Consider the following 26,782-nt stretch of genomic DNA (forward strand, 5'->3'; position numbering starts at 1 on the left):
CAGGCAGCGGCCCTCGGGCCGCTGCCTGCGAGGCGACGGTACGTTTCTTCTTCATGATCGGCATATCCATGATTTCCATCCTTCATGATATGCCCCGCCCACGAAATTACGGATAGGTCCCTGTGCGGGGCGGCACCTACTTCTCTTTGCCGGCCGCAAAGAGAAGTAGGCAAGAGAAAGCGGCTCAAACCGCTAATTCTTAAGCGGGTCCCCCGCACAGTAGCGGTAGTGGTGCATCTGGAATCCGTGCCCTCGCACATTCAGCCCTAACGACAAGGCCATCATACCTCCGGCGGCGCTGCGCGCGCCGATACCCAGTTCATAACACCGCCCGCCAAGTTTTTTTGCTCCACCCATTTACCCCGTTCCCGGTTCGTCGTTGCATCGCTGCCACCAGATGCGTTCGCTTTCCGCCTTCCCGCTTTCCCTTGTTCCCTTGTTCCCTTGTTCCCTGATTCGCCGTTGCCTCGCTGCTGCCAGCACAACGGCGGCAGCGATCGCGATTGCACCGCGAATGCGACGCACGCAATTTCATTGAAGCGGGGTTGGCCAATCAAAGCGGGAGTACCTCGCCGAGGCGAAGCCGATGGCTCCCGCTGCGCGAAGCGAAGCCGCTGTTTTCCCAGGCAGCCCCGTCCGCGACGCACGTAGTGCGGAGTGGGAGCTGATGAGCGCCTTGTCACTAGCGGGGAGTGTGCGGGGGCACGGATTCCAGATGCACCACTACCGTGGCTGTGCGGGGGACCCACTTAAGAATTAGCGGTTTGAGCCGCTTTCTTTTGCCTACTTTTCTTTGCGGCAGGCAAAGAAAAGTAGGTGCCGCCCCGCACAGGGGCAACGCTAATAGACCACTAACAAAACAAGGAAAGGCCAAAGCACCAAAAGACCAACAACAGTGCAGACCACGGACACACAAAAAAGCAACGCCAAAGAGTCAGATCAACAACAAACCCGCCGAGCAGGCAAAAAAACCAAAAAATACGCTAATCTACCCCTCCCAGCGAAGCTAAAAACCGAGCCCCCAAATGCCCTCACCGAAAACCGGCAAAATCCGCATCGGCATAGGCGGATGGACCTATGCCCCCTGGCGGGGCACCTTCTACCCTTCGGACCTCACCCAAACCCGCGAGCTCCAGCACGCGAGCAAAAACCTCACATCGATAGAAATCAACGGCACCTTCTACGGCCTGCAAAAACCGGCAAGCTACGAGAAGTGGTATCAGGAAACCCCGGAAGACTTCGTCTTCTCGCTAAAAGCCCCCCGCTACGCAACCAACCGAAAAATCCTGGCAGACGCCAGCGAAACCATCGAACGTTTCTTCGCCAGCGGCGTGCTACTGCTGAAACAGAAACTAGGCCCAATCAACTGGCAATTCGCCACCACCAAAAAGTTCGACCCCGAAGACTTCGAAGCCTTTCTGAAACTGCTGCCCGCCAGCATAGAAGGCCAAAAGCTGAAACACGCAATCGAAGTGCGTAACGACACCTTCAAAACCCCCGAATTCATCGCGCTAGCCAGAAAGTACAAAGTCGCCATCGTGCTGGCCGCCGACAGCGAATACCCGCAAATCGCCGACATCACCGCGCCCTTCGTCTACGCCCGCATCATGGGCACCAGCGACAAGGAAGCCAAAGGCTATTCGGCCAAAGCGCTCGACGCCTGGGCAGAACGCGCCCGCCAGCTCGCCGCAGGCACGACGCCGGTCGACCTCGAAACCTCGGCCGCGCCGCCCGCGAAAACCACCGCTCGCGACGTCTACCTCTATGTCATCAGCGGCTTCAAGGAACGCAACCCGGCCGCCGCCATGGCGTTGATCAAACGCCTCGAATAACGGTCATCCAGTCGGCACGCGCGAGTGTCATAATCCCGGCAGCCAGGCAACGCACCGCCCCCACGCCTTCAGGCCGCAAGGCCGCTTCACATACAAGTCCGGGAGAATATTTTGAGCGCCATCGACAATCCTTTGCACGATCAGGAAGTCGGCTCGGCCGACGCCACCCAGGACACCACGCGCATCGACGACGTTCGTATCGGCGCGGTACGTCCGCTGATTTCCCCCGCCCTGCTGCAGGACGAATTGCCCGTGCCGCCTTCGGTGCAGACGCTCGTCGAGAAAACCCGCGCGGAAATCGCCGATATTCTGCACGGCCGTGACGACCGGCTCGTGATGATCGTCGGCCCGTGTTCGATTCACGACCATGACCAGGCGATCGAATATGCCCGCAAGCTCAAAGCCGCAGCGCAAACCTACAGGGACGATCTACTGATCGTCATGCGGGTCTACTTCGAAAAACCGCGCACAACGGTAGGCTGGAAAGGCTATATCAACGACCCGCGTCTCGATGGCAGCTTTCGCATCAACGAAGGCCTGCGTCTCGCGCGGCAACTGCTGCTCGACATCAGCGGTCTCGGTTTGCCTACGGCCACGGAATTTCTCGATCTGCTCAGCCCGCAATACATCGCGGATCTGATCGCGTGGGGTGCCATCGGCGCGCGTACCACGGAGAGCCAGAGTCACCGTCAACTTGCCTCGGGGCTGAGTTGCCCGATCGGCTTCAAGAACGGCACCGACGGCGGCGTGCAGATCGCCGCGGATGCGATCGTCGCGGCACGCGCAAGCCATGCGTTCATGGGTATGACCAAGATGGGGATGGCGGCGATCTTCGAAACGCGTGGCAATGACGACGCACACGTTATCCTGCGCGGTGGCAAGCAAGGGCCGAATTACGACAGCGCATCGGTGGAAGCCACCTGCGCGACACTCAGGTCAGCCGGGCTGCGCGAGCAGGTCATGATCGACTGTTCGCATGCGAACTCGGGCAAGTCGCATTTGCGTCAACTGGAGGTAGTACAGGATCTGGCGCAGCAACTCTCGCAGCGCGAGCGCCGCATTATCGGCGTCATGCTCGAAAGTCATCTGGAAGAAGGCCGTCAGGATCTGAAAGCCGGTGTGCCGCTGCGTCACGGCATATCGATTACGGACGCCTGCGTGAGCTGGGCGCAAACCGAGCCGGTGCTCGCAACGCTGGCCGAAGCAACCCGGAAACGGCGCGCGGGCTGAACTCGCCAACGCGGCCTGCACGATCTCGCCCAACCGGTAACCGGAACTAACGGCGAGGAGGCGAGCGTGCATGACGCAAAACCAGAAGCAAGCAACGACGGCATGAACGTCAGCGCGCAACTCATGCCCGCTCCACGTCCAGGCAACATCCGGGCAACGTCCAGGCAACCAGCGCCACACGCGCCGCACTAACCACCGATTAAACACGCTCACGAGGTCAGGCAGCGCGTGATTCCTCACACCCGATGCATCGGACGCCGCGCGTTACAACAACCCGCGTGGATGCTCCGGCGCGAGGCGCGTTGCATTACGACGCGTTGACGGCTTCCTTGAATGCCTTGCCGGCGGTGAACTTCACCGTCTTGGCTGCGGCGATCTGGATTTCGGCACCGGTCGACGGATTGCGGCCCACGCGTGCTGCGCGCGCGCCGGTCGAGAAAGAACCGAAACCGACCAGTTGCACCGTATCGCCACCCACCACGGCTTTGGTCACCGCTTCGACGATAGCGTCGATGGTTTGGCCGGTGGCCGCTTTGCTTTCGCCCGTCGCTGCGGCGACTGCATCAATCAGTTCCTGTTTGTTCATAGCACTTCCCGTATGGTAATCATGGAACCGGCGCCACATCTGTTGCGCCGGGACCGACACACTAACGCATAGGCGCATATTCGCGCAAACGTTGGATGTAAGCCTTGTATCGCCCGCCCAGCGGCAATTTGACGTTTTTTTGCGCCAAAGTCCTATAAGAATCGCGCGCTTACGCATTTCTCCCGCTTTACAGTGCCTCACGCCGTATCACAATCCGTTGCAATTTCAGTGCTTTAGGGTCGGCAAAGTGATCGCCGCCATGCTTTTTTACTATGTTATGGTGGATCGTAGAGATTCGACATTCAGCACCCTGCGCGCTCAGTAATAAAAAAATCCGGGAAGATTAAAACAATGAAAATTCTCCATATTGCAACATGCGCAACGCTCGTCGCATGGTCCCGCGCCACCGCTCCGTCCTGTGATATCGCCCGCGCCGGGCAGGCCGGCACGACGAATCCGCCCATTCCCGGCGCCGAAAACCGACGGCTCGTGCGTAGATTGATGCAGCACAAATGACTCAAACCTGCGCGGCCCTCCGGGCGTATTTACCGCCCAATCCTGGCGCGCGCTTTTTTCCCGTGAAAACGCCCTCAAGGTTTGGCGCTACGCCGCCGATATACAAAGCTGCGTGTGCGGCGCAAACGTTACAAGGACGGGAATGGTTCGATTAACCAGATTGAGGGAGGCGCTGTCGGTCGCGAGAAGCGACCCTGAACTCGTACGCGCGCAACTCCAGGCATTCAGCCGCCAGGTTCCGCTGCTCTATTTCATTCTGCTCGTGAACACGCTGGCGGTCGCCGTTACGCATCTGGCGTCGGCACCCGCATGGTTGTCGATCTATTGTCCTGGGGCGCTTTGCGCACTGTGCATCATCCGTTGCGTGCGCTGGTGGCGTGTCCGGCACCGGACGCTGACGCACGCGCAGGCCGTGCTCGAACTGCGCAAGCTGATCTGGCTCTCGGGTATCTTCGGCGTCGCCTTCAGCAGTTGGTCACTGCTACTGTTTTCCTACGGCTCGCCCTATGAGCAGGCACACGTCGCGTTCTACATGGCGACGACGGTGATCGGCTGCGTGTTCTGCCTGAACCATCTGCGAGCGGCCGCGTTGCTTCCGCTTTCAATCGTCATCCTAAGCTTTTCGACGTTTCTCGTTGCCACGGGTTCGTCTGTCTTCATCGCGATGGCGGTCGACATGATGCTGGTCGGCGTCGCACTCGCCTTCATCATCGAACTCTATTACCGGAATTTTGTCGGTGTGGTGCACGCGCAGCACGAATTGCAGGTGAGCCAGCAGAACACGCAAAGACTCAGCGACGACAATTTCCGGCTCGCGAGCATCGACAGCCTGACCGACCTGCCCAACCGGCGCAGCTTCTTCGCCTCGCTGCGCGCGCTATCGGAACAGGCGCTTGGCATCGGCGGCGGTTTCAATGTCGGACTGATCGATCTCGACGGCTTCAAACAGGTCAACGACATCTACGGACATGCAAGCGGCGATCTCGTGCTGCAGGAAGTCGGCGTACGCCTGCTGGCGCTGGCCGAGCCCGGCATCTTCTTCGCGCGCCTGGGCGGTGACGAATTCGGCGTGCTGGCTCAGCACAAACTGGCGAACGAGACACTCGTCGAGTTGGGCGAGCGTATCTGCGAAGCGCTCAGCCAGCCGTATCGGGTGGCCGGCAATGTTGCCGAACTGACAGGAACGATCGGTTGGGCCGCGTTTCCTGAAGCGGGCACGACAGTGCAGCAGGTTTTCGAGCGCGCCGACGCGGCCTTGTACGTCGGCAAGGAAGGCCGTCGCGGCACGCCGGTGATCTTCTCGACCGAACACGAAACGCGGATCCGGCGCTCGAGTCTCGTCGCCCAGGAACTGCGCCATGCGAACCTGGAATCCGAACTGTTCCTTGAGTTTCAGCCGATTTACGACGCGCACTCGCAACGCACGATCGGCATGGAGGCGCTCGGGCGATGGCACAACGAGCGGCTAGGCGCGGTCAAGCCGGAGGAATTCATTCGGATTGCCGAGCGTACCGATCTGATTCTGCGCGTCACCGAAGTCCTGCTGCGCAAGGCACTCGATGAAGTATCGCGCTGGCCGTCCGATCTCTATCTGTCGTTCAATCTCTCCGCGATCGATATTTCGACTTCGCCGCGCGCCCGCCGTCTGGTCGATATCGTGCTGGCCAGCGGCGTGCCCGCGCACCATGTCAACTTCGAGATCACGGAAACCGCGGTCACCCGCGATTTCGAGCAGGCCCACAGTTCGCTCACGATGATCAAGCAAGCCGGCTGCCGCGTCTCGCTCGACGATTTCGGCACCGGTTATTCAAGCCTCAGCTACGTGCATCGCCTGCCTTTCGATACGATCAAGATCGACCGCAGCTTCATGACCGATGTGGATTCCAATAGCGCATCGAAGAAGATCGTCAAGTCCGTGCTCGACCTGTGCAGAAACCTCGGACTCGAATGCATCGTCGAAGGACTCGAAACCTCATCGCAAGCGGACGTCGTCAAGGCGTTGGGCGCTCGCGCCATGCAGGGCTATCTGTTCGGCAGGCCGATGCGGGCGAGCGCGGTGCCGACCTATCTGGAGGCGGCGCGCGCGCAGAGTCACATTCTTGCGACGTGAACAACGCTCGCCTCCACCTGATTGCGCGAATCAGCGCGATGCGCGTCAGATGCCCCACGCGCGACTAGCGCGGCACGGTGTCGTATTCCAGCTTCGGATACCAGTCGCTGCCACGGCCGCCGGGCGTCATGTCGAGCACCGTCCAGATCGGCATCACGTCGGGGGCGCCGCGCGGATCCTGACCGGGGTCCGCGGTCCACGGCCCCATTTCCGCGCCCCAGAAGTGCCGCACCGTGCCGCCTGAACGTGTGAACACGTTGAAGGCGGGAACATCGCCGCCTTCCGGATCTTCATCGGCGTAGTCGCGGTTAAAAGTATTGCCGTTCGACGAATACATCCGCAGATGCCGCCAGCCGCGCTCTTTCTTGAATGCCACCAGCTTGTCGATCGGCGAGCGCCCGATCACGGCAAAAGCGACGCGTTGCAGGATATCGGGCATTTCGCCGTCGTAAGCGCCCAGCAGCGAGGTGCACATCGGACAGGGCCGCGCGCGCTGCGGGCCGTACATCCAGTTGTAGGTGACGAGCGTGTCGTGCGCGCCGAACATCTCCGCGAGCGTGACCATGCCCGCTTCGCCCTCGAAGCGATAGTCCTGCGGCACGACCCCGCCGGGCGGCAGCGCGCGGCGCTGCGCGGCCACGCGTTCGATGTGGCGGCGCAACTCGATTTCCTCGGCCAACAGATCGTTGCGGGCACGGCGATATTCCGTACTCTCGCCGGGAAACCGGCGCGGCGAGTCGGCCAGCAGGCGGGCCGGTTTCAGCGTTGATGCGGATGGGTCTACATTGCTCATCAGCCACCTCCTCTCACGAAAAAAAGGATAAAGGGCACGATTGCGGCGGACGGCAAGCGCGCATTTTTTGCCCTTATAGAGCGACGACGAACGACGTGCCGGCAAATCGACAATGTCGATGAAATTTTTCTGCGCGCCGTCCGCCGTGTCCGCGACCGCATCCGGGCACCGCCGTTCGGCAAACGGACAAGACCGTGGCAAGCCGTAGCCGCCCCTCGGCTGACAATCGAAACCCTATTGCAAGGTATCCTTTCGCGAATCAACCCGCGCGCACCGACGCGCTCTTGCACCGTCACCGTTATTACGGCGCCCGCCGCCTTGGGGATGCACCATGCCGCTTCGTCTGCCACCTCTGCCCGCGCTTCGCTTCTTCGAGGCGGCCGGCAGGCATCAGAGTTTCAAGCTCGCCGCCGCCGAGTTGAACGTCACGCCTAGCGCGATCAGTCACGGCATCGTTGGCCTCGAGCAGTCGCTCGGTGTGGAACTGTTCGTGCGCGAGCCGCGTGGCATTTCGCTTACGGCAGCGGGCGCCGACTATCTGTCGTACGTATCCGAAGCGTTTTCGCTGATCGCAATCGGCACGCAGCGCCTGCCGAACCACCGCGCGAATCGCCCGATCGCGCTAAGTTGCGCGCCCACGCTAGCCTCGCGCTGGCTGCTGCCGCGCCTCGGCGCGTTTCGCTCGCGCTGGCCGGACGCGAACATCACCGTCGACACATCGCATCGTCAGGTCGGTTTTCCCGTCGACGGTTTCGATTTCGCCATTCGCCTGAGCCGTGCCCCGGTCGCGGGAACCGCCTGGACCCGTCTGTTCGGCGAACGCCTCGTGCCGGTGTGCAGTCCCGCCTATCTGGACAATCTGCGCAACGGGCACGGGCATCTCGATCTGCGCCGCGCGACACTTATTCACGTGAACTCGGCCAGCGAGGACTGGCAGGCGTGGCTCGATGGTGTCGGCGTCGAGGGCGACCCCGTCGACCTCAGCGACGGGTTGCGCGTCGACACGATCCAGCTCGCGTTCGAAGCCGCGAGCATGGGTCTCGGCGTCGCACTCGGCAGACGTCCGCTGATGGACCGCGATCTGGCGAGCGGCGCACTGGTCGAGGCTTGTCCACAAACCATCGCCTCGGCCAACGCGTATTGGCTCGTGAGCGCGCAAGACGCGGACAGCGCGGCGCATCGCCCGGAATTGCTCGACTTCAAACAGTGGCTGCTCGGCGAGGCAGCGCAATTCGCCAATCCGTCCGGTAGCGAAGTCACTGAACCGCCTCACCCCTATCGCTGAATCGCTGCATCTCCGAAGCGCTAAATCTACGAATCTCTGAACCGCGACGTCACCCCGAACAGGTGAGCCACACTCACCTGTCGTCAAAATCATTTCCTTTGCCGCGTCTGACGCTCGCTGCGACCATGGTGTCGAAGGAGATCAGAACCATGTCCACCGCCAATAGCAAACGCTTCGCCTTCCCCCTGAGCCACACGACGCTCGTAATCATCGCCGGCGCGCTGATTCTGAGCGCCGCAATGGGCATCCGGCAGACCTTCGGCCTCTTCATCGGGCCATTTTCGTTCGATCGCGGCCTGCCCGTCACGCTGATCGCTTTCGCCATCGCGCTGCACAATCTGGTGTGGGGTTTCGCGCAACCGTTCGCGGGCGCCGCCGCCGACCGCTACGGCTCGGCGCCGGTAGTCGCGTTCGGTGCCACGACGTTCGCGGCCGGCCTAGGTATCGCGGCAGTCGCGCCGTCCGGCCCCATGCTGATCGTCGGCATGGGTCTGCTGGTCGGGATCGGTGTCAGTTGCACGACCTTCGGCGTGGTGTTGCCGGCGGTCGGCCGCGTCGCCTCGCCCGAAAAACGCAGCATGGCGATGGGTCTCGTTAGCGCGGGCGGCTCGGCAGGCCAGGTGTTGATGATTCCGCTCACGCAGAGCATCCGCCTCAGTGCCGGTATCGCCACCTCGCTGTTCGCGCTGGCTTTTCTGATGCTGCTCGTCGCACCGCTCGGCATGGCGCTCGATCGGCGCCAGCGTGTCGGCACGTTCGTTCAGGAGCCACCCGCCGCACCGCTTCGCAAGGTGCTCGGCCAGGCCATGCGGCATCGCGGCTACCTGCTTCTCACACTCGGCTTCTTCACCTGTGGATTTCAACTCGCGTTCATCGCCACCCATCTGCCTGAATATCTGACGCTCTGTCATATGCCGATCGGCCTGGGCGCCACGGCGCTGGCGCTGATCGGCCTGTTCAACATGGCGGGCAGTTGGGGATGCGGCTGGCTCGGCGGCCGCTTCCGGCAGCACCATGTGCTCGGCTGGCTCTACCTGATTCGAAGCGTGACGATCGGCGCGTTCTTCCTGCTGCCTAAAACCTCCGCGTCGGTCGTCATCTTTGCGGCCGTGATGGGGCTCACCTGGCTCGGAACCGTGCCGCTTACGAGCGGGCTCGTGGCAAAAGTGTTCGGCACGCGGCACCTCGGCAGCCTCTTTGGGGTCTGCTTTCTGAGCCACCAGATCGGCTCGTTTCTCGGCGCGTGGCTAGGTGGCCTGGTGTTCGATCTGACCGGCTCCTATTCGCTGCTGTGGGAAGCCACGATGGTCGCCGGACTCATCGCCGCGATGCTGCATTTCCCGATCGACGACAGGACGGTCGGTACGCCGGCCATCAGGGCCGAGCCGGCGGGCGCATAGGCGAGCGCGTGGACGTAGGGGCAAGCGTGCGTGAACACGCAGCCGCACGCCGCCTGTCAGCCGCGGACCCGCGGCAAGCGCTCCGAGGCTATTTGCGGGGCGCATCCGCCGCTGCTTTCGGCACGCGCCCCATCAAATAGAACTCGTCGTTCGGGCGCATGGAAATGACGTTGGCCATCCGGTTCGACAAACCGAAGAATGCCGTGATGGCCGCGATATCCCACACGTCTTCATCGGAAAAACCATGCTCCCGCAAGATCTGAAAATCGGCATCGCCGACCGCGCCGGAGTCACGGCAAACCTTCAGGGCAAAGTCGAGCATCGCCGCCTGGCGCGCCGTGATATCCGCCTTGCGATGATTGACGGCCACCTGATCCGCCAGCAGCGGCGCCTTTTCGTAAATGCGCAGAATCGCGCCGTGCGCGACCACGCAGTACAGGCACTGATTCACGGCGCTCGTGGCGACCACGATCATCTCGCGCTCGCCTTTGCTTAAGCCGCCCTCTTTCAGCATCAACGCGTCGTGGTACGCAAAAAACGCGCGGAATTCGTCTGGCCGGTGCGCCAACGTCAAAAACACGTTTGGAACAAAACCCGCTTTCTCCTGCACTTCAAGGATGCGCGCCCGGATATCGTCTGGCCATTCGCCCGGTTCGGGCACGGGGTAGCGGCTGATCGGCTGAAGCGTTGCCATGCGGTGTCTCCGTTGTCTCTGTCTATGCGGCGATTGTAGCAACCGGGCCGCGAAACACAGTTGCGCGACGCGCATTCCCATAACCCGCCTTCCAGACGTCCATGTATTCCTGTATTTTCGCTGGATTAATTCTCGAAGACCGAGAGGATCCATGGATCGTCTGGAGGCAATGTCAATTCTGGTGGCCGCGGTGGAGACCGGCAGTTTTTCGGCCGCGAGCCGCAAACTGGGAACGCCGCTGCCCACCGTCAGCCGCAAGGTGGCGGAGCTGGAGGCGCATCTGAACGTGCGGCTGCTGGTGCGTTCCACCCGCAAGCTGACCTTGACCGACGCGGGCGAGGCCTACCTCGCCGCCTGCAAGCAGATCCTCGAACAGGTGAACGAAGCTGAAAGCGCGGCGGCGGGCGAGTACAGCACGCCGCGCGGCGAACTCGTCGTCACAGCACCGATGGTGTTCGGACGCCTGCACCTGCTGCCCATCATCAACGACTTTCTCGCGACCTTCCCGCAGATCGCCGTGCGTCTGGTGCTGGCTGACCGCACGCTGCATCTGCAAGACGAACATATCGATGTTGCCCTGCGCATCGGCAAACTGCCGGACAGCAGCATGGTCGCGACCCAGGTCGGCACGGTCTGCCGGGTGGTGTGCGCGAGCCCACGTTACCTCGCGCAAGCCGGCGCACCGGAAAGCCCCGCCGACCTCGCCCGCTTTGCCTGCATCAATGTCGACTCGCTGCCGTCCGGGCCTATCTGGACCTTCGCGCCGCGCGGCGCGAAACAGCAGGCCGTGCCGGTCCATCCACGGCTGTCCGTCAATAATGCTGAGGCCGCCATCGATGCGGCTGTCGCCGGTGTGGGCCTCACCCACGTGCTTTCATACCAGGCCGCGCGGGCCGTCGAAGAAGGCAAGCTGCAACTGGTGCTGCGGGAATTTGAACCCGAACCGATACCGGTGAGCCTGATGCACGCGGGACAAGGGCCATTGCCGCTGAAAACCCGCAGTTTTATTGATTTCGCAACGCCGCGTTTGCGCGCTGCGCTAAGGAGCGACAGGGACCGGTTGCTCGGCGGCGGGGCGGCACATGCGGCCGCCCCGCCCCCTTGAGTTTCCGCGGGTGTTCAGCCCGCCTCGCAGCGTCTTTTCACAAACCTGTGCTTAAATCCACAAAGTGCGCGGCGGCATGCGCGGCGGCCGGTTGAACGTGCTGCCTCATCCCGTTTCCCGCCGTCCGGCAGGAAGTAGCAATGCGTGACGTATTCGCAGCGCACGCCGACTGAGCAGGAACCGAGCGGAAACCTGAGCAGGGACTCGGCGCCGACTGTTTCAAATCCTTCCAGGGTATCAAGAGGAGCGTGGTTGTGTGGCATTTTCCGGTTGCGATTCCACCCTCGCTGGGCGTATGGGCCGTCTTCATGAGCGTGCTCGTCACGCAACTGGGCCTGCCGATTCCAGCGGCGCCGATGCTGATCCTCGGCGGAACCATGGCCGCAATGGGACAGACCACTTACGCCAGCGTCGTGGGCGCCGCTGTCGGCGCAACCCTGATCGCGGACACGCTATGGTTCTTCACCGGGCGGACGTACGGCCGGCGCCTGCTGAATCAACTGGTGCGCTTCTCGCTCTCGCTCGACACCACCGTGCGTGTCGCCCGCAACACTTATGAACGGTACGGCGCGCCGATTCTCACCGTCGCGAAGTTCCTGCCCGGCCTCGGCCTGGTCTCGGCGCCGCTGCTCGGCACCACACCCATCAATGTCGGTGTATTTCTGCTGTGGGATTTTATCGGCGCGGCCTTGTGGGCCAGCGTCTGGGTGATCGGCGGCGCGGCACTGCATGATCAGATCGTGCAACTCGTACTGCTCGTGCGCCATAACGGCGGCACGATTTTCGACGCATTCGCGGCGATCTTCGTTGTCGCACTCCTCTATCGCTGCGTACGCCGCTGGCAATTTCGACGCTGGCTCGCGCACGTGCGCATCTCGCCGGATCAACTCGACGAGTTGATGAAATCCAATGAGCCGCCACTGATCCTCGACGCGCGGCCACGCAGCATACGCGCGAAAGAATCGCACCGGATCGCGGGTGCGCAGTTGCTCGACCTCGATTCACCGGAGCCGCTGGATCCCGAGTTACTGAAGCGGCCGATTGTCGTTTATTGCGTCTGCCCTAACGAAGCAACGGCCAAGCGGATCGTCAATCAGCTGCACCGGAAGAACATCCACCACGTCCGCGCGCTCAAGGGCGGTCTCGACGCATGGGAAAAGCGCGGCTATCCGGTCGAGCCGCTGCCGCCCGACTTCGAGACGGCGATGGCTCATATGGCGGAAGACGCGGGCGATGAAGGCGAGTACACCGTGAGAGCGAGATTGGCGAAGTGACACCCGGCACGACTGCGCGCCACGAAAGTTGTGGCGTGGCAGCCCGCCATTCAGCCTGACTGCTACGCCACGCCGTACGGGTTCCCGGTCAGATCCTGGCGGTAAACGTCAGGCCAAAAACACGCGGGTCGCCATACAACACCGGATACGCGCCATAAGACGGCAACAGCTCCAGTTTTTTATAGACCTTGTTAGTCAGGTTCGTCACGTAGCCGGTGAGAATATATTTCTGATTCGACGACACATAGGACACGTGCGCATTCATCACGGTATAGCCCGACTGCCACAACTGCGGAATAGTCTGACGCGTCGCGCTGAAGTACTCGGTGCTGCGATAGTTGATATCGCCCCCTACTGCAATCGAGCCGACCGGCAACGGCACACGGTACTCGCCGCCGACGTCGATCGTCGTGTGCGGCGAACGTGCGAACGAATTGCCCACTGCGGTTGGCACATTGGCAAACTCAGTGAAGCGCGTATTTAGCAGCCCGAGGTTAGCGAACAGGTAGAGGCTGTTAGTCGGCTGCGCCTTCAATTCCAGCTCAAACCCATCGGCGCGCCCCTGCCCGGCGTTCGACAAGGTAGACACCGGCGCGCCGCCCAATGGATTCGGCGCCAGTGCAAACACCTGAATGTCGCGATAGTCGTAGTGGAAGACGCTGGCGTTCACGGTCAGGCGCTTGTCGAACCATTCGCTTTTGATGCCCGCCTCGTAGTCGGTCAGGTACTCGGGCGTGACTGTCGAAACCGTGCTTTGCGTATAGGCGCTGCCGTTGTAGCCACCTGAGCGGAAGCCGCGCGCATAACGGATATAGGCCCGCACGTTGTTGCTGATCGCGTATTCGGGCGTCAAATCCCAAGTCGGCGCGCGCCACGTGTTGGTCTGGTTCTGCCGCGCGCTGACGGCAAGTGGCGACGTGATCGACGACGGGTCCCACCAGTTGTTCACATCGCTGAACGAAACGGGGCCGCTATTCTGCAAGCCGGTCAGATTGATCGTTTTGCGTTCGATCGTATAGCGCAGGCCGCCAGTCAGGTTGAAGCGATCGGTGAAACGATACTTTGCGCTGCCGAACACGGCGGCGCTTTGCGTATGCTGGGTCAGTTCAGTCAGGTGGTAATACGTTGAGGACGGACCACCCGGCGCATCCGGCAAGCCGCCGCCCGCCCCCTCCTCGCTCAGTTCCTCGGTGAAGAAATGCGCGCCGGCGATCCAGCTCAGCCGATCGTTCTGCGGCGACTCGAGACGGAACTCCTGTGAGAACTGATGCGATGCGAGCGTATCGTGCGAACGCGCGGCGTCGTAAGGTGAATAGTCTTCATCGTCCTGATACCAGCGGTTCAGGCCTTCCAGCGCGGTAATCGAGGTGAGCGTCAACGCGCTGTTGATATGCCAATGCGCGGTCAGCGAGCCGCCATACGAGGCAATATGATCGCTCGACGCCGCATTGAGCGAAACCGTTTGCGGATCGCTCGACCCGACGAAACCGAACTGGTTGGCACCGTTCGCGCCGGCCCCTTGTGCGTGCCACGGGTCGCCGCCGCCCGTGTAATTGCGGCCATGGATATTCAGCAGGAAGTCGGAATTCGAAGTCGGCACCGCCAGTAACTGGAAGCGCACCGCGTTATCGTGGAAGCCGCCGAAACGGCCGCCCGACACGGTGTTGGTGTAGAAGCTATCGCCGTTCTCGTGATAGACCGAAAGGCGTGCCGCCAGCACGTCGTTGCTGCCGATCGGACCGCCGATCGCGGCTTCGGCGAGGCGGCTGTTGTACTGACCGATACCGACCTTGCCGTAGCCATCCACGTCGAAGGTCGGCTTCTTCGACGTCAGACTGACTGCGCCGCCAATCGTGTTCTTGCCCCACAGGGTGCCTTGCGGACCGCGCAACACCTCGATATGGTCGAGGTCGAAGAGCGGAAAGCCCTGGCCAAACACGCTGTTGATATAAACGTCGTCGAAATAGACACCGATCGGGCTCAACGACAGATCCGACGGATCGTTGCTGCCGACACCGCGCAGGAACCAACGCGGCCTTTCACGCCCTTCGGTGGACTGCGCCGTGAAGTTCGGCACGTACTTGGTGATGTCGTTGACCACCCGCAGTTCATTATTCTTGATGCTGTCGCCGCTCAATGCGGTCACCGCAACCGGCACCTCCTGAATGCTTTCCTTGCGTCGGCGCGCGGTCACCGTGACGGTTCCCAGATTGGTATCGGCCACGGCCTTGTTCGCACTCTTCGCTTTCGGCTTCCCCTGTACCGCTGGTCCGGTTGCGTCAGCAGAAGCGCCGCCTGCCGCACCGGTTGACGTGTTATCAGCGGCCCATGCAGGCGATATCAGCACGCCACCAGCAAGCACTCCCCCGAGCGCGACGACGAGTGTTTTTCTCTTGAACATTGACTTCGCTATCCTTATTCAATCGTTGTTTGATTTCGCCCGCAACGGGGCTCCCATCTTCGTGCGCGAGCGATGCACCACGCATGGCGTTCTCTAATGCAAGTCGGATGCCAGGCGAGGAGGTCCGTCACGCAAGGCTTGCGTGAATGAAGCGAGGAGGTATTGCTGCTGGTGCACCCGTGAGATGGTGTTGAGGTGTTGCATACGCAGCACCTCAACACGAACGGCTACGAATTAGCGATGGGAAAAGATGATTCTGAATCAGTCCATCAGGATGCCGAATCTGTTCTGGCGCAAGAGCCACAGCACACTTCGCAACTCATGCTGCTAACGCGGCGCCGCGTAACGATGCGATTGGGCGAGCGCGCGCGGATCGATCCACGCGTGGATATCGAAGTCAGCCGGCAGAAAATCCCATTCCACGAGGAAACGCTTGAAATCATCGAGCGCGGCGATCGATGTATCGTCAAGATCGGTGCGCAGGCGTTGATGTACGTCGTCGCCATAAGCAAGTCGCAGCCAGTCGTCTCCCGAGCCGGTTTCCCGGCCCAGATAACCGAGCACTTCCTGCTTGTGCCCGCGCGCCCAGCCGTCCACGTCGATCACCCGGGCCAGAAAGCGGCTAACGATGTCCGGATGGTTGTCGAGTGTGGCCGCATTGACGGTCAACGGCCGTGGCGAGCCGTTGTTGATGCGAACCTTCGGCTCCGGATGAAAGCCGATGTCGATCACGATGCGTGCGCCGATCAGGTAGGCACTCTCCAGACCGAGCGAGCCCTTCACATAGATCGCGTCGACTTCGCCCCGCACCAGCGCCGCGATTTCCGCGGAATAGAGACGGCGGCTGCTGACGCTGCCCGGATTGCTGAACGACGCCGTGGGTAACGCGCCACCATCCACAGGCTCGCGCACGTTGACAGCCGCGATGTCGATCAGCTCGACGTCGCGCGCGGACAAGCCTTCGAGTTCCAGCACGCTGACGAAACCGCGCAACGCCGCCGCGCGAAAAATATCGATCCTCTCGCCCGCGCGCCTGGGCAAACCGACGCGGCGCCCACGCAGGTCCTTCGCCGTGCGAATGCCCGATTCGGGCAGCGCGACGATCGCCTGCGCTTCGTCCACCCACGTTAGCGCGATCACCCGGGTATCCGCCCCGGCCGAGCGCGCCCACAGCGCTGGAATGCTGCCACCCTGGCGAAACGAATTGTCCAATGTGTGATCGACGTGCGAGGCGCGCAGCGCCGCGTGCTGCGTTTCCTGCAACGAGCGTACGGTAATGCCGTCGCGCGCGAATTCATCGTCGAGCCAGCCGAGATGCGCGGCGATGCCAAGTGGCGTCGGCACCGGACAGCGCGTGTACCAGATCGACTGGATGTTGTCTGAAACCGAAGTGCTCATGAAGTGTTCCGGTGAGGAATCGCGAGATCGCGAGGTTGAGAAGCCGACGCGATTGATTAGCCGTTGTTGGCCGTCAATACCGATAGCCTGCTGATGCCGGCGTGCTCGATCGCCGCCATCAGCTTCGCCACGGTGCCGTAGGGCACGCCTTCATCGGCCTGCAGATTGAGCGCGACGTCCGGGTTGCTCGCCTTGAGCGCCGACAGCTCGGCGCCAATCAGGTGTAGATCGGTGGCCCGTTTGTCGAGGTACACCACGCCCTTCGCGTCGACACTGACGGTCACCGCCGGTTTCTGGTCGGCGGCTGCGGTGGCGACCGTTCTGGGCAGATTCACGTGCACTGCATTGTTCAGCAGCGGTGCGGTCACGATGAACGCGACCAGCAGCACGAGCATTACGTCGACGAGCGGCGTGATGTTGATTTCGCTCAGCACGTCGTCGTTATCGGAAGAGGATGAGAAGGCCATTATGCGAATGCCTCGTTGACGGTTTTCAGACTCGGCTGCGCACGGGCGGCCGCGCCCTGCACGCGGAATCCGGCTTTCTGCGCGAGCGTAACGAAGTCGGTGGCAAAGCCGTCGAGATCGGCGGAGGCCGCTTTCACCCGGCGTACGAAGAAGTTATACGCAAGCACGGCAGGCACCGCGACCGCGATGCCGATGCCGGTTGCCACCAGCGCCTCGCCGATTGGGCCCGCCACCACGTCGATACTGGCCGACGCGCTGTGTGTGATCGCCGTCAGCGCGTGAATAATGCCGAACACGGTGCCGAACAGGCCGACAAACGGCGCGGTGCTGCCGATCGACGCGAGCACGGCGAGACCTGCTTCGAGACGGCGGCGTTCATTCTGGATCTGCTGGCGCAGGTGACGCTCCAGCAGATCGTGGCGGCTCCAGCTATGTTCGAGGTCCTGACCATTGCCTTCGTCGGCGCGCTGCAAGGTCTCGAAGCCAGTCGCGGCCACGCGGCCCACCGGGCTCAGCCCAGGTTCCACCGCGGCGGCCGCGTGGAAACTGCTGGCCGCCCAGAATTGCCGGGTGAAGCGCCGGCTCTGCACGCTCGCGCGCACGCTTTGCAGCGCCTTGACGACAATGAGGGTCCACGTCACCACCGAGAAAATCCCCAGCAGCCAGAGGGCGCCCTGCACGATAAAAGTCGTTGAAATGCCATTCATGATGATCGATTCCTTGTAGTTCAAAATCCGGCGCGAAACTCCGTTCAAGATCCGGATCCGGTGTTGAAGAGTCAGCACGCGCTTCGGCCGCCATGCGGATAGCGCAGGTCAACCCAGCTTGAAGTCGATCGGTACGTTGACCCAGCCGTCGATCGCTTCGTCTCCCCGTTTGGCCGGCACGAAAATCCAGCGCCGGACCGCGGCCAACGCGGCGTCGTCCAGCATCCTGCGGCCGCTGCTGGTCCTGATATCGACCGAGTCAGGTTTGCCGTTCGCCAGCACATGCACGCGCAGAAGCACATGTCCTTCCCATCCCTGGTCCTGCGCGATCGGCGGATAGTCGGGTGCCGGGTTGTGCAGATACGCGGCGTTGCCGATCGGCGCGGTTTCGGCCGGCGCCGCGGATGGCGCCGCCGGCACGGGCGCAGGCGGCGCCGGAACATGCACGACGGCTGTGTCGGCCGGGGCCGGTGCCGGCGCGGCTGCCACCAGTGGCGCGAGTGGCGCGGGCGAAGGCTTCGGCGCGGCTCGCGTCAGCGGGCGTGGCGGCGGCGCCTGCTGTTTGAGCGGCTGCGGCACGGGCGGCGGCGCCTGCTTCGCCTGTGGCAAGGGCACCGGTGGCCGCGTCAGCTCGACCGTCATCGGCAGCGGCCTGGGCGGCACGACAGGCGCGAGCGGTGCGTCGTGTCTATGCCGTGCCACAAGCAGGAATCCTGCGTGCAACGCGAGGATCAGCAGCGCGGCAGCGCCGGTCTCGCCCCATGTCCTGTGTGTCGCGCGGGTCTCAGGTTCAGCCTCATGCCGCACCGCAGGCACGCGCTGCGGCGGCGGCTGCGTGGCCGCGGGCGCATTGAACCGCTGCACCGCCGAGCCGCGCCAGCGCGCCGCATGACGGCGCGCAGGCGTACCCGAACCCTCCATGGTGAGAAACGTCACGGTCTACTCCTTACTGGTTTGCGTGCCGCGCAAGAGCGCTCCAACTAAGCGACCCAGGCACGGCGATACTTCGATATGTCGGTGTACGGTTGCGGCTCGACCCAGGCGCGCGCATCGAAGTCGTGTTCGAGAAAGCCCCACTCGAACAGGAAGTCCTTGAACGCCACCAGACCGTCGATCGAGGTCTGCGAGAGATTGGTTTCCAGATGCCGGTGCACATCGCTGCCATACGCGTAGCGCACCCACTCGTCGGATGAACGGGTCTCACGGCCGATGTAGGCAACGGTCTCGGCCGGATGTTTCGTCGCCCAGTCGCCGGCCGCCACCACGACGGACACGAACCGGCTGACGAGATCGGGGCGCTCGTCGATGAGCGCCTGATCCACTGTCAACGTGCGCGGCGTGCCGTTGCCGATACGCACCAGCGGATCGGGATGCGCGCCCAGGTCGATCACCACGTGCCCGTCGATCAGATGCACGGTTTCGAGTCCGGCCACGCCCTTCACGAAAATCGCATCGACATCGCCGCGCACCAGCGCAGCAACCTCGAGCCCGTACTCATGCGGCCGGCGAAACGGCGATGCACTGCCTCGCGCGTCCTCCAGGCGGCCGATAGCGATCCGCGCTTCGGCCTCGGCGCGCGTCGGCTCGGGTAGATCGACCCATTGCGCGTCGCCGTGTCCGAGACCTTCGAGCTCAAGCGCGGTTAGAAAGCCCTTGAGCGCCGCAGCGCGCCAGAAGTCGATACTGATCGCATGCTGGGGCAGACCGAGACGCCGTCCGCGCAGATCGCGCGCGTGGCGGATGCCACTGCGAGGCAGCGTGACGATCGCCTGAAATTCATTGGTCCAGGAAAGGCCGACGACGCGCGTCGCTGCGCCTCGTGAACGTGCCCACAGCGCCGGGATGTTGCCGCCCTGACGAAACGACGAGGGCAAGCTGTGATCGAAATGCGACTCGCGTTTGGCGGGCTCGCGGGTCTCCTGCAGCGAATTCAGGGTGATGCCGTCCGGTCCGAACTCCTCGTCGAACCAGCCACGGTGAACCGCAATGCCGAGCGCGGTCGGCACGGGACAGCGGGTGTACCACAGTGCAGTGGACGTCGCGGCTTGCGCAACGGTTGTACTCATCGTTGAATTCCTTGGTTGTTGTCTGTGGACCTGAGCGCCACCGGCTTACGCCAGCGCGACCCGCAATGCCGAGGCCGTTCTGCGCGCATCGATCGCTCCCGCCACCAGCGGTAGAACCTCCTCGCCCACGCGGTACGCTTCTTCCAGATGTGGATTGCTCGCCAGAATGAAGGTCGATACGCCAATGTCCACGTACTCGGCCAGCCGCTCGGCGACCTGCTCGTGGCTGCCCACGATCACGCAGCCGGGACCGCCGCGGATCTTCGACATACCGGCCCACAGGTTCGGCCCGACAATCAGATTGTCGAAATGCTGGGTATTGCCCTGGTGCAGCGCGAACTGCCGCTTTGCCCCAACCGACTCCGAATCGCCGACACCTGATGCGCGCCGCGTGCCAACCAGTTGCGTCGATTCGCTGACGGTGGCGAACATCTGCCGCAACTCGGCCCACGCCTGCTCTTCCGTCTCTCGCGCGAGAATGTCGATGCGCATGCCGAAGCGCAGATCGCGCTCCGCGTTTTGCGCATCGAGCGCCTGGCGGGCGCGGTCGATCACCTCTTTCTGTCTGGCCAGCGGCTCGCCCCAACTCAGATGCACGTCGCCGTGTTTGGCGGCCACCGCCATCGCGGCGTCGCTGGCGCCGGCCAGATAGATGCGCGGCACGGGCTGACTGGAGAGCGGCGCGACCAGGCCGCCCGCTTCGACCTGATAGAAGCGGCCCTTGTGCGTGTAGGGTTCTCCGGCGGAGTAGCCCTTCACCACGTCGAGAAATTCATCGGTGCGGGCGTAACGGCTGTCATGATCGATAAAGTCGCCGTACGCGCGCTGATCGGCTCCGCCGCCGCCCGTCACGATGTTCCACTCCACCCGGCCGCGGCTGATCCGCTGCAGACTGGCGGCCATTTGCGCGGCATACGCCGGATGCATGAACCATGGCTGCATCGCGATCAGCAAACGCAGGTTGCGGGTTTCACGCGCCAGCGCGGCGGCCACCACCCACGGCTCCTCCGTAAAGCGGAAGATCGGAATCAACGCGCCATGAAAGCCGACCAGGTCCGCTGCGCGCGCCACCTGGGACAGGTAGTCGATGTAGCCGAACTCGTCGCTATCCGTTTTCGGCGCGACCCGCGAGGCCGTCTGGTTATTCCATTCGCCACGGGTATGCCGGTCGTGCGCGCGTCTGCCGTCGCCATGCATCGGCAAGCGCCACAGAAATTCGACAGCCATTGATCTGTTCTCCTTGGTTTAAGCGTCAGGTCGGACTCGCACTGACACGAGCCGCAACCGGTTCGGCACCTCTCTAAGCACGGCCTATGCCAATTGCAATGACCCGGTCTCCGGTCGGCATGCGAATGCGCGACGGCCACACGCGTTGCGGCCTCATCGGCCCGCATCAACACGCATCGATCCCTGCTCTGCCGGAGCGCGCACCAGGTGCTGCATCAGCACCCCACGTGTTGCCAGCGCAACATCGCTTCGCGCAACTGCTGCTGCAGCAACACTCGCCCGCGCGGTCGCCACTCGATCCGCGCAGCCTGCCCCGGCGTGCGCAGCCGAGCCGCATGCCTGCCAAGGCCTGCCACAGCGACCGCGCGTGCCTGGCCTGGAATTTGCATTTATCCGTCCGCGCCGCCGCTACCGCTTTCGCGCGCCGGCCAGTGCGCAAGACGAACCTCGATATGGAAAACACACATGACAGACAGGCCCGATTCGTCATCGGACAAACAGCATCCCTTCTGGTACGCACGTTCACCGGTACCGACGCCGCTCGGCATCGCCGTGCATCTCGGCTGGCTCAACGGCGAATCGTCGGCCGACGGCGTCGCGATCCGCTCATTGCGCGACTCGGCCGGACACGACGCGTCGTCGATCAGCGACCACACGCTGGCGATGTCGTTTCGTCAGGGCGGCAGCATCCCGGCGATGTGGGCGCGCTCGCATCGAGCGGATACGCGCGTGATCGGTTTATCGTGGGTCGATGAATCGCAGTTGATCCTGACGCTGCCGGGCTCCGGCATTCAGTCGGTGAAGCAGTTACGCGGCCGGCGCCTCGCGATTCCGCGCCGCCCGACTGATCGCATCGACATTTTTCGCGCATCCGCATTGCGTGGCTTCCTCAATGCACTGAGCCTGGAGGGCATGACAACGCGCGATGTCGAGTTGATCGATGTTGAAGCCCGCACGCTGCAGGCTGTCGGAGACGATCCCGCTACGGAGCTCTTTACCTTGCCGCTCGGCCTTTCGAGCCGCGCGTTGTATGCCGCCGAAGCGAGCGCCCTGCTGCGCGACGCGGTGGATGCGATCTACGTGAAGGGCTCGGTTGGCCTGGAGGTTGCGCAACTGATCGGTGCGCAAGCGGTAATCGATATCGGGTTTCATCCAGAACCGCATATCCGCAATAACAACGGCACGCCGCGTCCGCTCACGGTGAACGCGGAAGTGCTCGCCAATCATCCGGATATCGTCGCCGGTTTTCTGAAGCTCGTGGTCGCCGCGGGCGACTGGGCGCGCACGCATCCTGACGAAACCGCGCAGTACGTATCGCACGAAACCGCATCGGCGGTCGAGTGGGTTCACGCGGCCTATGGCGGCAACCTGCATCACCATCTCGGCGTGAACCTCGAAGCCGAATCGGTCGCGGCGCTCGACGACTTCAAGAAGTTCCTGTTCGAGTGGGGTTTCCTCGAAGCCGACTTTGAGATCGCCGACTGGATCGATCCGCGCCCGATGGCCGATGCGCTGCATTCGCCACTTAAGCGCCGGGCATGAATGAATGCGCCGCCCGCTTCCACACATTACGTTCAAGGTCTGATCCGCACATCATGAAACGCTCATTTGCTCTCTCCCCGTTGTTGAGGCCTGCGTTAAGGCGCGCGTTCGTCGCATGGTCGATGACGCTGCCGCTCACCGCTGCCGCGCTGCTGGGCCCCTGCCTCGCACGCGCGGAGGACGCGCCGAAAGTCGTGCGAATCGCCGTGGTCGCCTATTCGAGCGGCGGCAAAACGCAGTACGCGGGTGCGTCCGCTTTAATCGACGCCGACAAGTCGCTGGAAAAAGCGCTTGCCGCACGCCATATCCAGTTGCAATGGGTGCCGGTCTCGACCGCCGCCGTGGGCACGCTGGTCAACGAGGCCTTCACGAATCACAGCATCGACTTCGCCGGCTACGGTGACCTGCCCTCGGTCGTGGTCAACGCGTCCGGCACGCATACGAAACTGATTGTGCCGGGCGGCGTGGGCAGCAATACCTATCTGGTGGTGCCGGCCAATTCGACGGCGAAGTCGATCGTCGATCTGAAAGGCAAGCGGATTGCGCTCAATCGCGGCCGCCCGTGGGAAGTCACGTTCGGCAAACTGCTGGCGGCCAACGGCCTGAAACTGTCCGACTTCAAGATCTATAACCTCGATCCGCAAGCGGGCGCCGCCGCCGTCAGCGCAGGCCGGGTGGACGGATTCTTTACGCTCTCGGACGCTTATCCGCTAGTGGACAAGCAGGTCGGCAAGATCATCTGGTCGACTAAGGAAGCCCCCGACGCATGGAAGATGCGCGCGGAACTCTGGGCCTCCGACGATTTCGTGCGTCAGTACCCCGACGTCACGCAACTGGTCGCAACCGCTTATGTACGAGCGGCTTACTGGATCTCGCAAGCTCAGAATCGCGATGCGTTCATCAAGATTCTCAGTGCTTCGGGTCAACCTGAAAACGTGGTGCGGCGCGAGTACGACGACGAAAAACAGCCGTGGAAAGAACAATGGGCGCCGCTTTTCACACCGTCGCTCAGCGCGCATTACCGCGATGTGTCGGCCTACAGCCAGCAGGCCAGACTCACGTCCGGCGGCGTGGACGTCAATAGCCTGCTCGCGCCACAGTTCGTGAACAACGCGTTGAAGGAACTCAAGCTGGAGCACTACTGGGATGCGAGCGCTACGACGAATGTCGCAAACCGCTGATACGGTGGTGGATGCCACGGCATCCAACCCACCCATACCATCCACGCCATCCGCAGCGTTCGCCCAGGCGCGTGCCTTGACGCGCCGCGTTTCGTGGTTGCTGTGGTGGGTTTCGCCGGCACTGCTGTTTCTGCTCTGGTGGTACGCAAGCGCGCGGCACTGGTTCGCGCCGCAACTCCTCGTCCCGCCGCACAAGGTCTACGACACCTTCCGTACGCTTGCTGCCCGCGGCGACCTGCAGGACAACCTGCTGATCACGTTGCGTCGTCTGGCAACCGGTTTCGCGTGGGGCTGCCTGTCCGGCATCGTGTGCGGCACCCTGCTCGCCGTGAACCGTACCTTCTCCGACTACGTACGCCCGCTCTTCGACATCCTGCGGCAGGTGCCGACGCTCACCCTGATCCCGATCCTGATTCTGCTCATCGGCATCGACGAGCCGTTAAAGGTAGTCGTGGTCGCCAAGGCCGTATTCTTTCCCGTCGCGCTAGCCACCTACGGCGGGGTGCAAGGCGTACCGCGCGATCTGATCGAAATGGCGCGTCACTATGGGTTGGGTCGCGCCGGGTTGTTGCGCGACGTGCTATTGCCTTCGGCCATTCCCTCGCTACTCACCGGCATTCGCATTGCGATTGCGCGTTCATGGCTCGCGCTGGTCGCGGTCGAGTTGCTGAGCGCCGACAGCGGCATTGGCGAAATGATGGAAATGGCGCGGCAGATGCTGCGTATCGACATCGTGATGGTCGACGTAATCGCCATCGGCCTGATCGGCTTCACCCTCGATCAGAGCATCGCCCTCGTGCAGCGCCGCGTGTTGCGTTGGCAAACGCCTAACCGTTGAACTCTTCTCTCTGCAAAACGCCCTCCATGATCGCCCTGCACGCTACGTCCCCGCTACGCCGACGCGCCCGCGGCTTTGTTCTGCCGCTTGTCCTACTCGGACTCTGGCAACTCGCCGCTTATCGTGATGCCGTGCATCAGTACGCGTTCGTGCCGCTCGAGCAGGTGTTCAGCGCCCTTCTCGAACTGGCCAGAAGCGGAGAACTGGTCGTCGACCTCGGCGCGAGTCTGCGTCGTACTACCTTGGGTCTTGTCACCGGTACGATCGCCGGTGTCGCGGTAGGCGCGTTGACCGCGTTGTCGCGCAGTGCCGAAAAACTGGTGCATCCGTTATTTCAGGCCCTGCGCCACGTCCCGCTGCTCGGCTTGATTCCATTGATCAGCCTCTGGTGCGGCACGGGCGAGGTCGCCAAGGTATTCATCGTCTTCCTCGCGGCTTTCTATCCGACGGTGACAAGCAGTTTCGATGGACTGCGCCGTATCGATCAGCGCTATTTCGAACTCGCGCAGTCGTACGAATTGACGCGGCGTGGCTGGCTGCGCGACGTGCTGATTCCAGGTGCGTTGCCGGACGTGTTCGCCGGCATTCTGCAAGCGGTACCGTTCGCATGGATTACGGCGACCAGCAGCGAACTGTTATTCAACGCCGGGGCTGGCGTCGGCAATCTGATGCAGACAGCGCAGGCCGGCGCGCGCGTTGACGTGCTGCTGGTATGCGTGACAGGCGTCACGGTGCTGGCGGTGGCAATGGGCATGCTGTGCGAGCGCGTCGCACAGCGTTTGCTGCGCTGGCGCGATCACGCCTGACGGCGGTCGCCGGCTTCGCTCGCGTCGGCGGAATCCGGCTCGCCGGCGTCACGCAGCTTGAGGATGCCGAGTTGCGCGAGCCGTGCCCGCACGATGTTGCGCGACAAGTCGAGCAGACGTGAGGTACGCAGCTGATTGTTCTCGGAGAATTCGAAGGCGCTGCGATAGACCGTGTCTTCGATGTGCTGCCAAAGCCTGGGCGTACCGAGTTCCAGCAGATCGACAATGGCCTCGCGCAAAGCGCCGGTGGCTTCCGCGATATCACGCGGACGGCGCGCAGGATTGGCCGCAAGCGCCGCCGTTGCCGCAGGCGCATCTGCTGCCGGCGTGTGAGGCGCCAGCGAGAGTGCGGAAAACTGCAGATCGGCGACATCGATGAAACCGCCGCTGCTCACCAGCAGCGCATGATGAATCACGTTCTCCAGCTCGCGAATATTGCCCGGCCACGAGTGTGCATGAAGCCGCTCGAGCGCGGCGTCTGTGAGCGCCGGCGGCGTGATCCGCAAGCGCCTGGCGTAGCTCTCGAGAAAGTGCTGGATCAACGGTCCGATGTCGCCTGGCCGCTCACGCAATGGCAGCAGGCTCAGTTTGACGACGTTCAGGCGGTAATACAGATCCTCCCGAAAGTGCCCGGCGCGTACCGCGGCTTCGAGATTCACGTTGGTCGCCGTGACCAGACGCACGTCGATCTTGACGGTTTTGCGCGAGCCTACCGGCACCACTTCGCGCTCCTGCAATACACGCAGCAGCTTGACCTGGGCGGCAAGCGGCAAGTCTCCCACTTCGTCGAGAAACAGCGTGCCGCGATTGGCGGATTCGAACCAGCCAGGCTGACTGCTGATCGCGCCGGTGAACGCGCCTCGTTCGTGACCGAACAGTTCGCTCTCAATCAGCGTCTCCGAGAAGGCGCCGCAATTTACCGCCACGAACGGCCCGTCACGGCGTTCACTCAGTGAATGCACGAGCCGTGCAATCAGTTCCTTGCCTGTGCCGCTTTCGCCGGTGACAAGTACGGTGGCGTCGCTCGGCGCGACCAGATGGATACGTTCGAGCAGCACCAGCGACTTCGGGTCGTCGAATGTCAGCGCTTTCGCACGTATCGTAATGGCGTGCGACGTGGGATCGGGGAAACTGAAGACAGCCATTGATCGACCAGCAAGGAATCCAAAGGGAGCCTCGACAATATCAAGCCGATCGTGCGTTGCGAACCAATACATCGAGCTAACAGTATGACGGAACCGGCAATAACGCTGCCCGGCTGCGTCGATACGGCAGCGGCGCGGTTGATCGCTGCGCGCCGCCTGTCGTCACTCGTTGCCGTTCA

At 62.7% G+C, this 26,782-nt stretch carries 22 protein-coding genes; 11 read left to right on the forward strand and 11 right to left on the reverse strand.

Going from position 1 to position 26,782, the window contains the following annotated elements; translation table 11 throughout:
- Nucleotides 1-1,025: 1,025 nt before the first annotated feature.
- The gene (locus AC57B6_RS05910) at nucleotides 1,026-1,832 is read left to right on the forward strand and encodes a DUF72 domain-containing protein (protein WP_216751278.1); all 807 of its coding nucleotides are present in this window, start codon (nucleotides 1,026-1,028) and stop codon (nucleotides 1,830-1,832) included.
- A 111-nt stretch (nucleotides 1,833-1,943) separates the two neighbouring features.
- The gene (locus AC57B6_RS05915; protein WP_275956810.1) at nucleotides 1,944-3,062 is read left to right on the forward strand and encodes a 3-deoxy-7-phosphoheptulonate synthase; all 1,119 of its coding nucleotides are present in this window, start codon (nucleotides 1,944-1,946) and stop codon (nucleotides 3,060-3,062) included.
- 307 nt (nucleotides 3,063-3,369) lie between these two features.
- On the opposite strand, the gene AC57B6_RS05920 is transcribed toward AC57B6_RS05915, so the two are convergent.
- Nucleotides 3,370-3,648 (reverse strand): HU family DNA-binding protein, encoded by a 279-nt coding sequence (locus AC57B6_RS05920; protein WP_006049832.1) that lies wholly within the window; start codon nucleotides 3,646-3,648, stop codon nucleotides 3,370-3,372.
- Between the two features lie 658 nt (nucleotides 3,649-4,306).
- Between AC57B6_RS05920 and AC57B6_RS05925 the strand changes: the two genes are divergently transcribed.
- Nucleotides 4,307-6,274, forward strand: a complete 1,968-nt coding sequence (locus tag AC57B6_RS05925; RefSeq protein ID WP_454807306.1) for a putative bifunctional diguanylate cyclase/phosphodiesterase — start codon at nucleotides 4,307-4,309, stop codon at nucleotides 6,272-6,274.
- Nucleotides 6,275-6,338: 64 nt separating this feature from the next.
- Here AC57B6_RS05925 and AC57B6_RS05930 read toward each other — a convergent pair whose 3' ends face one another.
- Nucleotides 6,339-7,067, reverse strand: a complete 729-nt coding sequence (locus AC57B6_RS05930; protein WP_496420830.1) for a DUF899 family protein — start codon at nucleotides 7,065-7,067, stop codon at nucleotides 6,339-6,341.
- A 331-nt stretch (nucleotides 7,068-7,398) separates the two neighbouring features.
- Here AC57B6_RS05930 and AC57B6_RS05935 point away from each other — a divergent pair, with 331 nt between their 5' ends.
- Together AC57B6_RS05935 and AC57B6_RS05940 are read left to right on the forward strand one after the other, a co-directional pair.
- On the forward strand, nucleotides 7,399-8,352 hold the full coding sequence (locus AC57B6_RS05935) for a LysR substrate-binding domain-containing protein (RefSeq protein ID WP_496420831.1): 954 nt from the start codon (nucleotides 7,399-7,401) through the stop codon (nucleotides 8,350-8,352).
- 149 nt (nucleotides 8,353-8,501) lie between these two features.
- Nucleotides 8,502-9,752 (forward strand): MFS transporter, encoded by a 1,251-nt coding sequence (locus AC57B6_RS05940; RefSeq protein WP_030100329.1) that lies wholly within the window; start codon nucleotides 8,502-8,504, stop codon nucleotides 9,750-9,752.
- A gap of 88 nt (nucleotides 9,753-9,840) precedes the next feature.
- Here AC57B6_RS05940 and AC57B6_RS05945 read toward each other — a convergent pair whose 3' ends face one another.
- Entirely contained in the window at nucleotides 9,841-10,446 is a 606-nt protein-coding gene (locus AC57B6_RS05945; RefSeq protein ID WP_025496449.1) for a peroxidase-related enzyme, read from the reverse strand.
- A 151-nt stretch (nucleotides 10,447-10,597) separates the two neighbouring features.
- Here AC57B6_RS05945 and AC57B6_RS05950 point away from each other — a divergent pair, with 151 nt between their 5' ends.
- Together AC57B6_RS05950 and AC57B6_RS05955 are read left to right on the forward strand one after the other, a co-directional pair.
- Entirely contained in the window at nucleotides 10,598-11,551 is a 954-nt protein-coding gene (locus AC57B6_RS05950; RefSeq protein ID WP_496420832.1) for a LysR family transcriptional regulator, read from the forward strand.
- A 254-nt stretch (nucleotides 11,552-11,805) separates the two neighbouring features.
- Complete coding sequence (locus tag AC57B6_RS05955; protein WP_030100326.1) at nucleotides 11,806-12,825, forward strand: VTT domain-containing protein; 1,020 nt, start codon at nucleotides 11,806-11,808, stop codon at nucleotides 12,823-12,825.
- Nucleotides 12,826-12,913: 88 nt separating this feature from the next.
- Here AC57B6_RS05955 and AC57B6_RS05960 read toward each other — a convergent pair whose 3' ends face one another.
- The 7 genes from AC57B6_RS05960 to AC57B6_RS05990 all read right to left on the reverse strand — a co-directional run bounded on the left by AC57B6_RS05960 (nucleotide 12,914) and on the right by AC57B6_RS05990 (nucleotide 21,091).
- Nucleotides 12,914-15,226 (reverse strand): TonB-dependent receptor, encoded by a 2,313-nt coding sequence (locus tag AC57B6_RS05960; protein ID WP_496420833.1) that lies wholly within the window; start codon nucleotides 15,224-15,226, stop codon nucleotides 12,914-12,916.
- A 327-nt stretch (nucleotides 15,227-15,553) separates the two neighbouring features.
- On the reverse strand, nucleotides 15,554-16,624 hold the full coding sequence (locus AC57B6_RS05965) for an ABC transporter substrate-binding protein (protein ID WP_496420834.1): 1,071 nt from the start codon (nucleotides 16,622-16,624) through the stop codon (nucleotides 15,554-15,556).
- A gap of 56 nt (nucleotides 16,625-16,680) precedes the next feature.
- Nucleotides 16,681-17,091 (reverse strand): ExbD/TolR family protein, encoded by a 411-nt coding sequence (locus AC57B6_RS05970; protein ID WP_153140454.1) that lies wholly within the window; start codon nucleotides 17,089-17,091, stop codon nucleotides 16,681-16,683.
- Nucleotides 17,091-17,798 carry a MotA/TolQ/ExbB proton channel family protein gene (locus AC57B6_RS05975; protein ID WP_496420835.1) on the reverse strand — a complete coding sequence of 236 codons (708 nt, stop codon included), beginning with the start codon at nucleotides 17,796-17,798 and terminating at the stop codon, nucleotides 17,091-17,093. The genes AC57B6_RS05970 and AC57B6_RS05975 overlap by 1 nt, the downstream gene beginning before the upstream one ends.
- A 108-nt stretch (nucleotides 17,799-17,906) precedes the next feature.
- On the reverse strand, nucleotides 17,907-18,734 hold the full coding sequence (locus AC57B6_RS05980) for an energy transducer TonB (protein ID WP_496420836.1): 828 nt from the start codon (nucleotides 18,732-18,734) through the stop codon (nucleotides 17,907-17,909).
- Between the two features lie 44 nt (nucleotides 18,735-18,778).
- A complete protein-coding gene (locus AC57B6_RS05985) occupies nucleotides 18,779-19,864 on the reverse strand; it encodes an ABC transporter substrate-binding protein (RefSeq protein ID WP_496420837.1) in 1,086 nt (361 codons plus the stop codon).
- A gap of 45 nt (nucleotides 19,865-19,909) precedes the next feature.
- A complete protein-coding gene (locus tag AC57B6_RS05990) occupies nucleotides 19,910-21,091 on the reverse strand; it encodes an LLM class flavin-dependent oxidoreductase (RefSeq protein WP_496420838.1) in 1,182 nt (393 codons plus the stop codon).
- A gap of 465 nt (nucleotides 21,092-21,556) precedes the next feature.
- Here AC57B6_RS05990 and AC57B6_RS05995 point away from each other — a divergent pair, with 465 nt between their 5' ends.
- From AC57B6_RS05995 to AC57B6_RS06010, 4 genes are read left to right on the forward strand one after another with little or no spacing between them, the layout of a single operon-like run.
- The gene (locus AC57B6_RS05995) at nucleotides 21,557-22,633 is read left to right on the forward strand and encodes an ABC transporter substrate-binding protein (protein WP_178371075.1); all 1,077 of its coding nucleotides are present in this window, start codon (nucleotides 21,557-21,559) and stop codon (nucleotides 22,631-22,633) included.
- 53 nt (nucleotides 22,634-22,686) lie between these two features.
- Entirely contained in the window at nucleotides 22,687-23,814 is a 1,128-nt protein-coding gene (locus AC57B6_RS06000) for an ABC transporter substrate-binding protein (RefSeq protein ID WP_082094527.1), read from the forward strand.
- On the forward strand, nucleotides 23,798-24,652 hold the full coding sequence (locus AC57B6_RS06005) for an ABC transporter permease (RefSeq protein WP_082094526.1): 855 nt from the start codon (nucleotides 23,798-23,800) through the stop codon (nucleotides 24,650-24,652). The genes AC57B6_RS06000 and AC57B6_RS06005 overlap by 17 nt, the downstream gene beginning before the upstream one ends.
- 26 nt (nucleotides 24,653-24,678) lie before the next feature.
- The gene (locus AC57B6_RS06010; RefSeq protein WP_496420839.1) at nucleotides 24,679-25,458 is read left to right on the forward strand and encodes an ABC transporter permease; all 780 of its coding nucleotides are present in this window, start codon (nucleotides 24,679-24,681) and stop codon (nucleotides 25,456-25,458) included.
- On the opposite strand, the gene AC57B6_RS06015 is transcribed toward AC57B6_RS06010, so the two are convergent.
- Nucleotides 25,449-26,603 carry a sigma-54 interaction domain-containing protein gene (locus AC57B6_RS06015; protein WP_028194824.1) on the reverse strand — a complete coding sequence of 385 codons (1,155 nt, stop codon included), beginning with the start codon at nucleotides 26,601-26,603 and terminating at the stop codon, nucleotides 25,449-25,451. The two genes, AC57B6_RS06010 and AC57B6_RS06015, sit on opposite strands and share 10 nt — an antisense overlap.
- Nucleotides 26,604-26,782: the final 179 nt, after the last annotated feature.

This window comes from Paraburkholderia sp. BGA-UO-ETr-F12 (assembly GCF_059567945.1).